This is a genomic window from Sphingomonas sp. T1 (genome assembly GCF_902506585.1).
Classification (GTDB): domain Bacteria; phylum Pseudomonadota; class Alphaproteobacteria; order Sphingomonadales; family Sphingomonadaceae; genus Sphingomonas; species Sphingomonas aerolata.
Genome location: NZ_LR733875.1, coordinates 1,514,198 through 1,527,196 on the forward strand (window position 1 = coordinate 1,514,198; position 12,999 = coordinate 1,527,196).

Here is a 12,999-nt window from a genome sequence, read left to right on the forward strand (position 1 = left end):
TAACAATCGCTGGCATGTTTGGTTGACGATGGCCGGGCAGCGGTCACGCGAGTAATGAGAGGAAGATTGCCTTGCAAAACAGTATCGCTGCTCGGGCTATCGAGCCGCAGTCAGCATCTGTACCGGCTTTAGGGATCGACTTTGGTGGCACCAAGATCGAAGCCGTCTTGCTAGGTGCAGACGGTGAGACGCTGTGGCAGCAGCGGGTTCCCAATCCCGGCACGTATGATAGCGCGGTAGCTGCGATCGCCGAGTTCGTCGTAGCGGCCGACATCGCGGGGGGCACGGCATGTACCGTCGGCATCGGCGCACCTGGATCGCCGTCGCCACGTACCGGCGTGATGCGCAACAGCAACTCTCTTTACCTGAACGGTCGATCGTTCTCCGAAGACCTCACATCTGTTCTCGGCCGACCGGTCCGGCTGGTCAACGACGCGAACTGCCTCGCGCTGTCCGAGGCCACCGATGGCGCCGCGACCGGTGCGCGCAGCGTCTTCGCGCTGGTGATCGGTACGGGCGTCGGTGGCGGCATCGTACTCTCGGGTGCGTGTCTCGACGGCGCCCACGGCATTGCCGGCGAGATTGGGCACTTACCTCTACCCTGGCCGCGCAGCGACGAACTGTCTCCGCCGCCATGCTGGTGCGGCCTGACGGGGTGTATCGAAAGCTGGGTTTCCGGCACGGGTTTCGCGCGTGCCGCCAGGACAGAACATGGTTTGTCGCTCAGCGCCCCCGAGATCGTTGCAGCCGCCCGCGCCGGGAATCCCACTGCCCGAGCTGCACTGGATGCGTATATCGACCGGCTGGGACGCGTACTGGCCATGGTTGCAAACCTGCTGGACCCCGAGGTCGTTGTATTGGGCGGAGGCATGTCGAACGTCGCCGAGATCTATGAAGAACTTCCGTCCATCGTCCGCCGCTATGCCTTCTCGGACCTATGGGAGGGTCGTATCGTGCCCGCGCGCTGGGGCGACGCGTCAGGCGTGCGCGGCGCTGCACGACTGTGAACTGGGGACGCCTGACCGACCCAAGGTCTGGCACGACGAACATAAGAACCAACCGGCCGGTAGAATATCGAGCCAGGAACTCAGGAGAGATCTATCCATGCGATCGTCGCCACTAGCCGCACTGCTGCTCGGTGCAGCATTTCCTTCCTCGCTGGCCGCCCAAGCCGTGGTGCCGACCATGCCGCCGGCGATCGCGAATGCCGGGCCCTACAACGTTGCCATCCTAGAAGGCGGGACCGGGGTGGAGCGTGATCTGACCGGCGCCGACGTAGCGGTCCGTGCCAACGCTCCCTGGACGCTCTCCGCTTGGGTTCGCCCAAGCGAGGCCGGCGCGGACGGTTTGCTGCTGGCCGTCGGTAATCCGCTGGAGGCCTGTCGCTGCCTCGACCTTACCAATGGGCGTGCGACTGCCATGGACGGAGCGACACGGGTAACCGGCGGACCGGCGTTGGCCGCCGGCAAGTGGACGCATGTCGCCGCTGTGGCGAACGGACGGACACTGACCCTCTATGTCGATGGTCGCGTCGTCGCGTCCGTCGCGAACCACCCGAGCGAAGTCGTCGCCCGCCTCGCCGTGGCACCGGTGACGAACGGCGCTAAAGCGCCTCGTCATTTTGGCGGATCGCTGGTTGCGGCGCAGCTCAACGGCGCGGCGCTGAGCGCCAGCGAGATCACGGCCGCCATCCAAGCGCGGCCGGATTTCGATCTCGTGCAATTCTGGCAGGTCGGCGTCGGCTGGCCGTTCCAGAAGCAGGCCAATATCGGCCTTACCCAGCAGCAGGATGCCTGGACCTTGCCGAAGGCGCGCGTGAGCGCGACCACGGCGCCGATCGCGCACTTGCCCCTGCCCCCGACGGGACTGGCGCGCGAAAGCGACGGTCGCTGGCTGGTCAATGGCTGGCAGCTCGCCGCAGCCCCCGAGGTCCGCGAAAATGCCACCACCCTGTCCCGTCCGGGCCCTGCCACGGGCACGTGGCGTGCGGCGACCGTGCCGGGCACCGTCCTAACCACACTGGTCGACCGCGGCGTCTATCCCGATCCCTATTACGGGCTCAACAACCTCAAGATTCCAGAGAGTCTGGCACGTCAGGACTATTGGTACCGCACCAGCTTTACGGTGCCGGCCGCCGCCGCGGGCAAGCGCCTGACGTTGGTCTTCGGTGGCATCAACTATGCCGCTGACGTCTGGGCAAATGGCCGCAAGCTCGGCGACACCCACGGCGCGTTCATCCGCGGCCAGTTCGATCTCGTGCCGGTCGCCGGCGAGAATGTCGTCGCGGTCCGAGTCTCGCCACCACCGCATCCCGGCATCCCACACGAGCAGTCGATCAGCGCCGGTGTCGGCGAGAACGGGGGCCAGCTTGCTATCGACGGGCCAACCTTCGTCGCAACCGAGGGCTGGGACTGGATACCGGGCATTCGCGACCGTAACACCGGGCTCTGGCGGCCGGTCGAATTGCTCGCGCATGGGACCGTCCGACTGCTCGACCCGCATGTCGTCACCGACCTGCCCCTGCCGCGTACCGACAGCGCCGACGTCTATATCACCGTACCAGTCGAGAACGCTGGTGCGACCGCCGCCAGCGTCACCGTGCGTGCAGCGTTTGGCGGCGTCCGAGTGGAGAAGACGGTCATCGCGCCGCCCGGTGAGACGAAGGTCGTCTTCAACCCTAAGGAGTTCGCGCAGCTTCACGTCGCCAATCCCAAATTATGGTGGCCGAACGGCTATGGCGAGCAAGCTCTCTATCAGCTTTCGCTGGAAGCATTGGCCGACGGCCAGCTCTCGGATACGCGCACCGAAAAGTTCGGAATTCGCGAAGTCAGCTACGACCTGTCGCTATTCGATGCGGCGGGGGCCCTGCGCCGGGTCAATCTCCAGTTCACCGACGGCAGCCTGCGCGGGGAGCGCCTGATCGATGTTCGCCATCAGGCCATCAAACAGTCCTCCAACGGCTGGGCGGAATCGCTGACGCCGCAAGGCGAGCGTTCCCCGGCGGTGACACCGGTCAAGGCGACGATGCCCGAACCGCATCTGACGATCCGCGTGAACGGCGTGCAGATTGCCGCGCGCGGCGGCAATTGGGGCATGGACGATGCGATGAAGCGCGTCGGACGCGCGCGCCTCGCACCCTATTTCCGTCTCCAGAAGGAGGCGCACATGAACGTTATCCGCAACTGGATGGGCAACAATACGGAAGAGGAATTCTACGACCTGGCCGATGAAAACGGCATGATGATCCTCAACGATTTCTGGCAATCGACCCAGAATTTCCAGGTCGAGCCGGAAGATCCGGCACTGTTCTTGAAGAACGCCGACGACGTGGTTCGCCGCTACCGCAACCACCCGTCGATCATCCTGTGGTTCGGCCGCAACGAGGGGGTGCCCTACCCGGCGTTGAACGAAGGCCTCGACGACCTGATCGCGCGCGAGGATGGCACGCGGTGGTTCACGGGCAGCTCCAACGTCGTCAACCTGCAGGGGTCGGGACCGTACAATTATCGTCCACCGGTCGGCTATTTCACCGGCCTCGCCACTGGTTTCTCGGTAGAGACGGGTACGCCGTCGCTCTCCACGTTCGAATCTGTACGCGCCAACATGCCCGACAGCGAGACCTGGCCGCTCAGCGACACGCTGGCCTATCATGATTGGCATTTTGCGGGGAACGGCGACACCAAGACGTTCATGACCACGCTCGACACCATGTTCGGGCCCGGGACCAGCTTCGCCGACTTCGAGCGCAAGTCGCAGATGATGAACCTCGAGACGCACAAAGCGATGTACGAAGGGTTTCTCGGTCATTTGTGGACCAAGAACTCGGGTCGACTGCTGTGGATGACGCATCCTGCATGGCCTTCGAATACGTGGCAGATCTACAGCTGGGACTACGACACCCAAGCCTCTTATTACGGTGCGAAGAAGGCTGCGGAACCGCTTCACGTTCAGCTCAACCTGCCGGGCAATGAACTGGTCGTGCTCAATACGACTCGCGAGGCGCAACCTGGACTAAAAGTCCGCACGCGTGTCGTCGGGCTCGACAACGCCGAGCTCTTCACGCGTGAGGATCGCGTCGATGCGGGTGCCAACATGGCGACGCCGCTCGCAGCGGTGCCGCTCGACCGGTTGTTCGCGTTGAACCCAATGCTCCTGGTCAAGCTCGAACTGATCGATCGGGCGGGCAAGACGGTTGCCGACAATTTCTACTGGCGCGGCAAAGACGAAGCCGCCTACCGGATGCTGAACACGCTACAGAGCGTTGCGCTGACCGGCTCCGTCGTAGCCCAGGCGGTCGACGGCGCGGACAACGTCGTGACGGTAACGCTGGCCAATCGAACCGCGGTTCCGGCGCTGAACGCCAAGCTGACGCTGATCGATGCACAGGGCAAACGCGTCCTGCCCGCATTCTACAGCGACAATTACGTTGCGCTGCTGCCCGGCGAGGAAAAGCGCATCGACATCCGCTACCCCAAAGCCACGGGCCAGACGGCGGCCGCGCTGACGCTGCGTGGATGGAACGTTGCGCAGTCAGATCGCTTCATCACGCTCGCACCCCAGACCGTCAGCACTGGGCGCGCGCAATAGCGACCGGCCGGCGCAACTTCGGTTGCGCCGACTTCGCAGGCTGGGTCATCCTAACGACGCCCTAGCTGACAAAGCGCTTTAGCTTGGTTTGCGCGCCGCGGGCATTTGCGGCGGACTTAGAGCCTCGGCAATCTGCGCCGTAAACCGGGCATTGCGCATTTCGGATGGCGGCGCGAGCACGCCCAGCGCATGCGCCGGCAGATGATTGCCGGCGTCCGGCGCCGCGTCGTCGAACACATAATGGTCGAACCAGCGCCGCCATGCCAAGCGCTGGGCCGGGGCGAGATCGCGGATCGCGAGGACGGCGTGGCTCAGCGCGCCCATCGGCGAAAGCGCGTGCGGCTCGGCCCACCAATAATTCACCATTACGTTGAACGCGGCCGTCGCCTTCACACTATGCCACCAGATCGGCGGAATGAAGAGCGCATCGCCGGGGTCGAGATCGGCCACGAGTCCGTGGCCCATGGCGTCTGCGAATTTAGGATAGCGTTCGAGGTCCGGGTCCTCGAGATCGACCATACTTACCGGCGGCCCTGCGATCGTGAAGTGGAACGGGCCGACATAGAGGTTGCCGACCTGTTCAGGCGGGAACAGCGTGAAACGTCGCCGACCCGCCACGACCACCGCGACATTGCTTGCCTCGTCGAAATGCGTGGCGACGTGCGTACGATTGCCGACCCAGATCCGCGGCTTGGCACCCGGCAAATCGAACGACAGGGGATTGTCTGCGATCCAGGCGGACAGGTGATCGTCCGCCGCGGCAGCGCCGGCATAGAGCGCGACCGGCTCCGCCTCCCGTCGAATCGACAGCAGCTTGTCGAGCAGTCCGCTGAGCGAGCCGAACCGCTTTTGGAAATTACAGGCCTGCATCGACGCATCGTAGAAGAAGCGCCCATCGATCTCCGGCGGACCGATCAACACTTCGGCCGGACGTCCGCGGTCCATCGCCTTCATGTAATCGACCAGTGCCTCGTCGGAGCGGAGCCCTGCCGCAACGGCGGGCCACCGTCTCGCCTGACCGCGCAACACGATGGGCCGGTCCCGCGTCGCAATTTCTTCTGCGAACTGGGCCGCATCGACGGGGCCGGTTTCATCGACCTGGGCGTGAATCGTCATAACCGGCTCTCCTCGCCGCCTTCTAGCGTCGGTTACCTCGAAGCTGAAGACCGTTCGCTGCGCCAATGCGCATGCCACGATTGCCGAAACGCGGCGCCTTTGCCATCGCATCAAGGCAGGGGCGGTTTCTGGCTGCATACCAACTGGTCATGCGCTTCTTTGATGATATTCTGTCGGCAAGACATCGCGGAGGTCAGCGCCGCACGTCAGGCATAATGTCGATCATGAAGCTCCTGCTCTACGCCGCACTCCTCGTTGCCAACGCGACATCACCGGCGGCGGCACAGCTTAAGCTGCCGCGGCTGTTCAGCGACCATACCGTACTGCAGCGTGACCGGCCGCTGCACGTCTGGGGCTGGGCGCGGGCGGACGCGAACGCAGGTTGATCCCAACCTTAATGACCTGAACTGTTTATTGTCACCAACATGCGCCGCCAATCGGCCAGCACCGCTCTCTTTCTGCTTAGGTGTAACTTGACCAGAACTACGAGTTCGGTAGCGTCTTGAAAATATGCAACCTTGTTGCCGGCAATCACGTTCGGGGATCAGCGGCCCACGTGTTCGGAATAGCGAATCCGCAAGTTTGCAGCCTCCGAGCTCAACTCGGTGAATAGCCGCGGCCGATCGGCTAGGGCGAGACGTCGGAGCGGTCCGATGAGTTGCGCTTCTTCTGTTACCAGATTGGCATGCAGCAACGCCGCCAGCCGCATTCTGATCTGGCCCACATCACCGGTCGGGATGGCACGCAAAGCAGCAAGCAGATCGTCGCAACAGGACAGGATGGCAGCGTGCTGCTCCTCGACCGTGAGCATGTCGGGGCGCTGACCGATAGACATATGCGACGTAAATCTAATTTGCTCGTATGGACGCTGCAAGCCAACTATCTGCAAAATCTCCCGAGCGGCTATCCCGACAGCGATGCCCTACACGGCGCAGGTTTCATCCTCAGCGCAGCCGCCACAATTTGTCACCGCCCACGGCTCCAACTCCTTTCGCGCCGAAGGTGACCGAAAGGCCGCCACCGAGCAGCAGCAAGGCCTTAATCGTGTTCAAGTCGGAGTTGTGCGATAAGCACTGGCTTTCCGACAGCGAACGTGTGTGATATATGGAAACGGAGTATAGTTGCGCTATGAATAAGCCCTCACCAGACGACCCGCCGATCGTTGCTGCCGTTCATGCACTGCGCCTAATGCGCGAAGCGCTGACGCTCCTCGACCTCGCCGGTGCCTCGCTTGCCGCTTGTCGGCTTCAAGACGCGATCGACACTCTTGATCCACCCGACGCGCTGATGTCTGAAGGGGCAAATATCCTTCAGTGAGCCAACTTAAGGAACCCTTGTTTCGCACGATAGCGCACGGGATCAGCCGGCTACGTGGCCCCCCATTTGCCAAAATGAATGCGTTCCAGATGTTGAGCCGCCGTGCTGTCGCGGCCAGCCTTCAGTAGCCTATCACCGGAGTCAGCAACGATCGAAGCGGAAAGCGTACGCACGTACATCACGTTCGTTGAGAAACTTCCCTTGATCTAAGCGATTGGTCGATTCGACAGCACTTTGCTCATTGCAGCGAGGAGTTCTCCCGTGGCGCCATCGCTTTCCCAGGCGTAGATCGACACCACCAACGGGGCATCTGCGGTAAAAATTGAACTGGCACGAACCGCATGTGCGGCGACGGTGCTGATGGGCAGCACAGACACGCCAAGCCCAGCCTCTACGGCTGAAAGCACGCTGCCGAGACTGTTTCCGGTAAAGGCGATGTACCATAGTCGCTGCTCGCGTTCAATCCGATCGATCATAAGATCACGGTAAAGTCCGCCCGATGGGAACGTCACAAGGGGAATCGGATCAGGCCAGGCCTCGGACATTTCGCAGCTCTCGAACCATGCGAGCGGTTCGGGAAAGCTAGCGCGAGCGTCGTCACCGGCAACCGGCTCCTTGGCGATGACGATGTCAAACTCACCAGCGCGAAACCGTCGTGACAAATCCCTGCTCAATCCGGTTGTCACATCAAGCCGGATGTTGCGATGGCATTCTGCAAACTCAGCGAACCTCCGGCTCATTGGTGCCGTCACGATGTCGTCGGGCACACCTATGCGTATGGTCGCGGTACCGGCGGGATCGGCGAGCAACGCTTCCGCCTCGGCCTGGAGCGTCAGTAACCGTCGTGCATAGCCGAGCAGGCGTTCGCCCGCCGGGGTAGGTCCGATCGGGCGTGCCGCCCGGTCGATCAGTTGCCGACCGGTTGCGGTCTCCAGACGCCCCAGATGTTGGCTGACGGTCGATTGGGTGGAATTGAGACGATCCGCGGCGATCGTGAAGCTCGCTGCATCAGCGACGGCGACGAAAGTGCGCAGCAACCTGGGGTCCAGCATCGCCTCATTCTATTATAGAATGAATCTCATTCAACCATTTAATTGGTAAATGCCGCCATGCTTTTCTAATTCAGATGCTCACGATTGCCGAGAATGTTGATGACACTCCCACCCCTGCCGGAACGTCTGTTTCGCAATGCGAAGCTCCAGGATGGCCGCACTGTCGATCTGGCAGTGCGCGACGGCCTGTTTGTTGAGCGCGTTTCCCTTCGTAACGGCGCCGACGAGGTGGACCTGCAAGGGTTGCCTGTGCTTCCTGCATTCGTCGATGGCCACATCCATCTCGACAAAAGCTTCGTGGGCGATCGGTGGCATCCGCACTGTCCGGCTGATGCCCTTCAGGAGCGGTTAAACATTGAAAAGCGGATGCTGGCCAACGCCTTGCCGATTACGGATCGTGCTGACGCGTTGCTGGCGCAGGCGCACGCGTTCGGCACGGTCGCAATGCGCAGCCACATAGATATCGACGCCACCACAGGCCTTGGCAATCTGCATGCGGTCATCGCCGCGTGTGAACCCTGGCGTGGGCGTCTGGACGTAGAGTTTGTCGCCTTCCCGCAGGCAGGCATACTTGCGTCACCGGGCACAGCCGATCTGCTTGATGCCGCGATGAGGGAAGGCGCTGGTGTCGTTGGCGGGCTCGATCCGACGACGTTCGATGGCGATGCCAACGCTCACCTCGATGTGGTCTTCGGCGTTGCCGAGCGACACGGCGTGAAAATCGACATCCATCTCCATGAACCCGGACATCAGGGGATCGAGCAACTTCGTCGGATTGCAGTGCGGACGATGGCGAGCGGATTGAACGGATTGGTCGTGGTCAGCCATGCTTATGCGCTGGGTGATGTTGATCTGGACGAAGCTGCGCGCACCGCTGACATATTGGCGAAGGCCGGCGTCGCGATCATGACCAATGCACCAGGCAACCGTGCGTTTCCGCCCATCACCCTGCTACGCGCTGCCGGCGTGCGTGTGTTCGCTGGCAACGACAATATCCGCGATGCTTGGTGGCCCTATGGTGATGCCGACATGCTCGGCTGCGCGAGGATGATCGGGTATCGATCGGGCTTTTTTACAGACGCTGATCTCTCGATCGCGCTGGATATGGCGACAATCGAGGCCGCAGCGATCCTCGGTCTTGAACGCTACGGCATGGGCGTAGGTGACGAGGCGACGTTCGTCATCGTCGATGCCGACAACGCCGCAGCAGCAGTCGCCGCACCGCCGCGGGACCGTCGCCTCGTTCAGCGTGGCATGATGGTGCCTGCAACGACTTCAAGGTTCGATACTCAGTTTCCCCGTTCCAACGACCAGCAAGGCCATTTTTCATGAAGACCATCGCACTCGCACTCCTGCTCGGCACAATCGCCACCCCTGCGGCGGCAGCTGATATTTCGACACATGTGCTCGATCTTGCACGCGGCGTAGGCGGCAAAGCCGTGCCTGTGACACTTTCCAAACGCACGAATGATGGCCGCTGGCAAAAGGTCGGCAGCGCCAGCACGGACGCTGACGGTCGCGTCCGCAGCTTTGGCGACTCCGGCATGTTCGACACAGGGATCTACAGGCTCCAGTTCGATATGTCGGCATATCCGAATGCCTCGACCATGCCGTTCTTTCCGGAAATCACGCTGACGTTCCGCGTCACCGATAAGTCGGGTCATTATCATGTGCCGGTGGTTGTCAGCCCTTACGGCTATTCAACCTATCGGGGGAATTGATCGTGTTTGGCATCACGCTCCCCATCACATTGGTTCTCGCTGCCGCGCTTGGGGCGACGTCTGCCGTACCGCTGGAGCACAAGACGGTATCTCTTGCGCTCGCCAACAGCCTAACAGGGGCTGCGATCACGTCGTGTCGCGCGATCGGCAAAGAGGCGGTGGTAGCCGTGGTCGATCGGGGAGGAAATCTCGTCGCACTTCAGCGCGGCGACGACATCGGCCCACACAATACGCTGGCTGCGCAGCGCAAGGCATTCACCGCCTTGTCGACCAAGACGAGTACTGCTGTGCTCGTAGAACGTGCGGCGTCCGACCCTGCCTCTCGCAACCTGGTCACTGTACCCGAGCTGTTGTTGCTGGGTGGTGGCGTTCCGCTGGTCGTCGGTGGCGACGTGGTCGGCGGGATCGGCGTGGCAGGTTCAGGCGGATCAGCAAATGACGAGCGCTGTGCGACAGAGGCGATTGCGCAGGTTCTAGGGGCCGCGACGCACCGTCCATGACAGGTGATACAAACGGTCACGGACGCTAACGCCGATCTTGCCTTCAAAGCGATTAGCTGATCACGCTACAAACAAGTATCGGAACGCCAATGGCGAGAATTAGCAAAGCAAGGTCCAGGTCAATAAATCTGCTGATGAAGCGCGTTCAGCGTACGCTTGCGCGCGGGCACCATCATATGCAGCGCTAACGTCCTGACCAGCCATGCGCCAAAGCTGATCTTCTGGCGCCGTGCCGCGAGCATCGCAGCCGCCATCGCGGTAGCTGCCGTGACAGCTCCACCCCCCAGCATCACGCTCGTCCTGCCGGTGTCTCGATCAGTCGTCGTTTCACTCTCGTGCTATCGGCTCTGGACGTGCGGTCTCCGCTGCTCAAACCAGCCTTGGCACTGCATTCAAGATTGAGCCCCCTACCGGAGCGGCCTGCAGCCCTGGTAAGCGCCAGCCCCGCAGGTACGCCTCCGCGACGATCAGGTTGGGGACCCAGGCCAGGAAAGAGATCGCGCGGTAGGATTCAAGGAACGGAAGTCCGAGTAGCGGGACGAGGGGCAGGTACACCCGTAGTGTGACGGCCGAGAGCGTCAGCGCCCAAGAGCGAATCATCCATCCGCGGTGTTCGGGAAAGCGGCGCAGCAGCGCATAGCGCCACCCCTGCACGTTGACGGTGATCCAGGCCACGCCGAGAAGGCCGAACCCGGCGGTCGCGATCGGGCCGGCGGTCGATCCAAAGGCGAGGACCAGGCCGGAGAGCCCGCCCACTAAGCACCCCAACACGTAAACTCTGCCGAGAATGCGGTGTACTTGCGGCCAGCGCGAGCGCAGCGCACCACTGAATTGGACGGACCCGATCAGCAACGCAGTCGACGCACCGGCGACGTGGACCAGCAGCCACGGGCGCGCGAACAGGTTCGCGACGATCGTGGACGGCATTGGTCCGACGTCGGCCAGGTAGCGGTACGAGACCAGCGCGATGGCGGTGGCGAGAAGCATCGTGGCGATCCGCAGCGGCTTGCGGATGGGTCTCATCTGATGCGCGACGGACATGATCGGCCTTTCGAGCGGGAGCAGCATTTCAGATCCGCGCCATCTGAGCAGGCTCACTATCCGCGAATGCGAGCGCGGCGTGCGCCGATCCCGGATGGCGAAGCGGCATGGCGCGTCCGTCGCGGCGCATCCGCTCGATCGCCTCGGGCCAAGAGGGCAGCGCAGCGCTGTCCTGATCCCATCGAACGGTGCTCGCCTCGTCGCCCCACTCGGTCATCTTGGGCATCGCTGACCGATGCGCGCCGCTGGTGACATAGGCCAGCAGCGCGGCCTCGTTCCTCCAGACACTCGCGGTCCAGTAGGCGTGGTCGCGATCGTGGCGTAGCGCCCCGCCCAGATAGCCTTCCGCCCTCCTGATCTGCACGAGGGAGCGCTGGGCGTGGATCATGAAGAACGGGAGGAATCGCAGGCTGCGGACGCGAAAGCGGGTGACGCTGAGCACGAAGCTCGCTGTCACAGCGTCACCACCAGCTTGGTTGCCGAAACCCCGCGGCGCTGCTGCTCGAGCGCGGCGGGGATGGCGTCCAGCCCGTGCCCGACGACCTCTGCCTTGGGAGCGGTGACGTAGCGGCCTTCGGCGAGCGCCGCAGGCAGGAACGCGTCGAAGATCATCGGACCGACCTCGTTGGCGATCAGCGTGCTGCCCCAGATCATCTTGGTGGTGACCTTGTTGCGCCGGGCGCGCAGCGCCAGCGATGTGGTCCCCACCATCATCCCAGCGATCGTCGGCACGAGCTTGCGCCAGTGACCACGCCCCGCCGGCACCTCGTCGAATGATACAGGCGGCGTCGCCATCGCGACGAAGCGATTGCCCTCGCACTGTCCGAGAATGTCGATGCACGGCCGCGCCGAGCCGGCCCCGATCGCGATCGCGCCTGCCATCTGGCGGCCGCGCAGCGCCGCAATCATGTCGGCGACGATGCTCAAGCTGCGATAGTCGAAGATCTCGGTCGCGCCGAGCCGCTTCAGCAGGTCGAAATTGCGCGGGGATGCCGTCGCAACGACGTCGTAGCCCGCCGCAACCGCAAGCTGGATCGCGTTCATGCCGACGCTGGTCGAGCCACCCCAAACCAGCAATGTCTTCCCGGTGGGTGCCGCTTCGAGCGACGGCGCGTTCAGTGCCAGATAGTCGCGCTGGAAGAGCGCGCTCGCGGCGGTGGAGAGGCCGAGCGGCAGAACGGCTGCGTCCTCGAACGAGAGCGCTTCCGGCATCGGGGACGTCATGTGGTCGAGTAGGACGACGTAAGCCTGGAAGGCGCCCTCGGACGCGCGGTTTCGGGTCTTGTCGGTGCCTGCGGCGAAGCCAAGCACGCGATCACCGATCTTGAAGCGCGTCACATCCGCGCCAACTGCGATCACCTCGCCGGCGACGTCAGTGCCGACGATCGCGGGGTAGGTCAGGAATGGGGTCATGATGTCGCCGGCGGTTTGGATCAGCCGGTCGAAAGGGTTCACCGCGATAGAACGAGTGCGGATGACGACTTCATGCGCCTGAGCCTCGGGCATCGGCGCAGGGCCGATGGCGAACGGCGAACGCTTGGACAAGATCCAGAGGGCGGTGTTGTCGGTCATGGTCGGTCTCCTGACGGTGCTGCGGAGTTGCATCGCTGGAGTCACAGATACGTTGATGGTCTCGGACGTGCCATGCTGCTACGTCCGCGAGAT

General features: G+C 62.9%; 14 protein-coding genes. 7 read left to right on the top strand and 7 right to left on the bottom strand.

Annotation, left to right across the window (positions count from 1 at the left end):
• The first annotated feature begins 71 nt into the window (after positions 1 to 71).
• Positions 72 to 1,007: an ROK family protein gene (locus tag GV027_RS06760; protein ID WP_236559083.1), complete on the top strand. Its 936-nt coding sequence runs from the start codon at positions 72 to 74 to the stop codon at positions 1,005 to 1,007.
• Positions 1,008 to 1,104: 97 nt separating this feature from the next.
• The gene (locus tag GV027_RS06765; protein WP_159511367.1) at positions 1,105 to 4,587 is read left to right on the top strand and encodes a glycosyl hydrolase 2 galactose-binding domain-containing protein; all 3,483 of its coding nucleotides are present in this window, start codon (positions 1,105 to 1,107) and stop codon (positions 4,585 to 4,587) included.
• A 78-nt stretch (positions 4,588 to 4,665) separates the two neighbouring features.
• Here the strand turns inward: GV027_RS06765 and GV027_RS06770 are convergent, their stop codons facing one another.
• Entirely contained in the window at positions 4,666 to 5,703 is a 1,038-nt protein-coding gene (locus GV027_RS06770; RefSeq protein WP_159511368.1) for a cupin-like domain-containing protein, read from the bottom strand.
• A gap of 224 nt (positions 5,704 to 5,927) precedes the next feature.
• On the opposite strand from GV027_RS06770, the gene GV027_RS06775 reads away from it, so the two are divergent.
• Positions 5,928 to 6,089 carry a hypothetical protein gene (locus GV027_RS06775; RefSeq protein ID WP_201302590.1) on the top strand — a complete coding sequence of 54 codons (162 nt, stop codon included), beginning with the start codon at positions 5,928 to 5,930 and terminating at the stop codon, positions 6,087 to 6,089.
• 158 nt (positions 6,090 to 6,247) lie between these two features.
• Here the strand turns inward: GV027_RS06775 and GV027_RS06780 are convergent, their stop codons facing one another.
• The gene (locus GV027_RS06780; protein WP_159511370.1) at positions 6,248 to 6,514 is read right to left on the bottom strand and encodes a hypothetical protein; all 267 of its coding nucleotides are present in this window, start codon (positions 6,512 to 6,514) and stop codon (positions 6,248 to 6,250) included.
• A gap of 317 nt (positions 6,515 to 6,831) precedes the next feature.
• Between GV027_RS06780 and GV027_RS06785 the strand changes: the two genes are divergently transcribed.
• Positions 6,832 to 7,020 carry a hypothetical protein gene (locus tag GV027_RS06785; RefSeq protein ID WP_159511371.1) on the top strand — a complete coding sequence of 63 codons (189 nt, stop codon included), beginning with the start codon at positions 6,832 to 6,834 and terminating at the stop codon, positions 7,018 to 7,020.
• A gap of 206 nt (positions 7,021 to 7,226) precedes the next feature.
• On the opposite strand, the gene GV027_RS06790 is transcribed toward GV027_RS06785, so the two are convergent.
• Positions 7,227 to 8,072: a LysR family transcriptional regulator gene (locus GV027_RS06790; protein ID WP_159511372.1), complete on the bottom strand. Its 846-nt coding sequence runs from the start codon at positions 8,070 to 8,072 to the stop codon at positions 7,227 to 7,229.
• A 93-nt stretch (positions 8,073 to 8,165) separates the two neighbouring features.
• Between GV027_RS06790 and GV027_RS06795 the strand changes: the two genes are divergently transcribed.
• Genes GV027_RS06795 through GV027_RS06805 form a run of 3 tightly spaced genes read left to right on the top strand, consistent with a single transcriptional unit; the run spans position 8,166 to position 10,293 of the window.
• A complete protein-coding gene (locus tag GV027_RS06795; protein ID WP_236559084.1) occupies positions 8,166 to 9,404 on the top strand; it encodes an amidohydrolase family protein in 1,239 nt (412 codons plus the stop codon).
• On the top strand, positions 9,401 to 9,793 hold the full coding sequence (uraH, locus tag GV027_RS06800; protein ID WP_159511373.1) for a hydroxyisourate hydrolase: 393 nt from the start codon (positions 9,401 to 9,403) through the stop codon (positions 9,791 to 9,793). The genes GV027_RS06795 and uraH overlap by 4 nt, the downstream gene beginning before the upstream one ends.
• Before the next feature lie 2 nt (positions 9,794 to 9,795).
• Positions 9,796 to 10,293 (top strand): GlcG/HbpS family heme-binding protein, encoded by a 498-nt coding sequence (locus GV027_RS06805; protein ID WP_159512782.1) that lies wholly within the window; start codon positions 9,796 to 9,798, stop codon positions 10,291 to 10,293.
• Positions 10,294 to 10,412: 119 nt separating this feature from the next.
• Here GV027_RS06805 and GV027_RS21690 read toward each other — a convergent pair whose 3' ends face one another.
• The 4 genes from GV027_RS21690 to GV027_RS06820 all read right to left on the bottom strand — a co-directional run bounded on the left by GV027_RS21690 (position 10,413) and on the right by GV027_RS06820 (position 12,906).
• Positions 10,413 to 10,547: a hypothetical protein gene (locus GV027_RS21690; RefSeq protein ID WP_268893556.1), complete on the bottom strand. Its 135-nt coding sequence runs from the start codon at positions 10,545 to 10,547 to the stop codon at positions 10,413 to 10,415.
• Between the two features lie 115 nt (positions 10,548 to 10,662).
• A complete protein-coding gene (locus GV027_RS06810; protein ID WP_236559085.1) occupies positions 10,663 to 11,361 on the bottom strand; it encodes a DUF2306 domain-containing protein in 699 nt (232 codons plus the stop codon).
• Position 11,362: 1 nt separating this feature from the next.
• Positions 11,363 to 11,791: a DUF3291 domain-containing protein gene (locus tag GV027_RS06815; RefSeq protein WP_236559086.1), complete on the bottom strand. Its 429-nt coding sequence runs from the start codon at positions 11,789 to 11,791 to the stop codon at positions 11,363 to 11,365.
• Positions 11,788 to 12,906: a zinc-binding alcohol dehydrogenase family protein gene (locus tag GV027_RS06820; RefSeq protein ID WP_159511374.1), complete on the bottom strand. Its 1,119-nt coding sequence runs from the start codon at positions 12,904 to 12,906 to the stop codon at positions 11,788 to 11,790. Before GV027_RS06820 ends, GV027_RS06815 begins: the two co-directional genes overlap by 4 nt.
• Positions 12,907 to 12,999 lie beyond the last annotated feature (93 nt).

What these genes read in the sequence shown, in the direction of transcription:
- GV027_RS06765 (WP_159511367.1), top strand. Translation starts at nt 1,105, where the DNA reads ATGCGATCGTCGCCACTAGCCGCACTGCTGCTCGGTGCAGCATTTCCT.
- GV027_RS06770 (WP_159511368.1), bottom strand. Translation starts at nt 5,703, where the DNA reads ATGACGATTCACGCCCAGGTCGATGAAACCGGCCCCGTCGATGCGGCC.
- GV027_RS06775 (WP_201302590.1), top strand. Translation starts at nt 5,928, where the DNA reads ATGAAGCTCCTGCTCTACGCCGCACTCCTCGTTGCCAACGCGACATCA.
- GV027_RS06780 (WP_159511370.1), bottom strand. Translation starts at nt 6,514, where the DNA reads ATGCTCACGGTCGAGGAGCAGCACGCTGCCATCCTGTCCTGTTGCGAC.
- GV027_RS06785 (WP_159511371.1), top strand. Translation starts at nt 6,832, where the DNA reads ATGAATAAGCCCTCACCAGACGACCCGCCGATCGTTGCTGCCGTTCAT.
- GV027_RS06790 (WP_159511372.1), bottom strand. Translation starts at nt 8,072, where the DNA reads ATGCTGGACCCCAGGTTGCTGCGCACTTTCGTCGCCGTCGCTGATGCA.
- GV027_RS06795 (WP_236559084.1), top strand. Translation starts at nt 8,166, where the DNA reads ATGTTGATGACACTCCCACCCCTGCCGGAACGTCTGTTTCGCAATGCG.
- uraH (WP_159511373.1), top strand. Translation starts at nt 9,401, where the DNA reads ATGAAGACCATCGCACTCGCACTCCTGCTCGGCACAATCGCCACCCCT.
- GV027_RS21690 (WP_268893556.1), bottom strand. Translation starts at nt 10,547, where the DNA reads ATGGCGGCTGCGATGCTCGCGGCACGGCGCCAGAAGATCAGCTTTGGC.
- GV027_RS06810 (WP_236559085.1), bottom strand. Translation starts at nt 11,361, where the DNA reads ATGCTGCTCCCGCTCGAAAGGCCGATCATGTCCGTCGCGCATCAGATG.
- GV027_RS06820 (WP_159511374.1), bottom strand. Translation starts at nt 12,906, where the DNA reads ATGACCGACAACACCGCCCTCTGGATCTTGTCCAAGCGTTCGCCGTTC.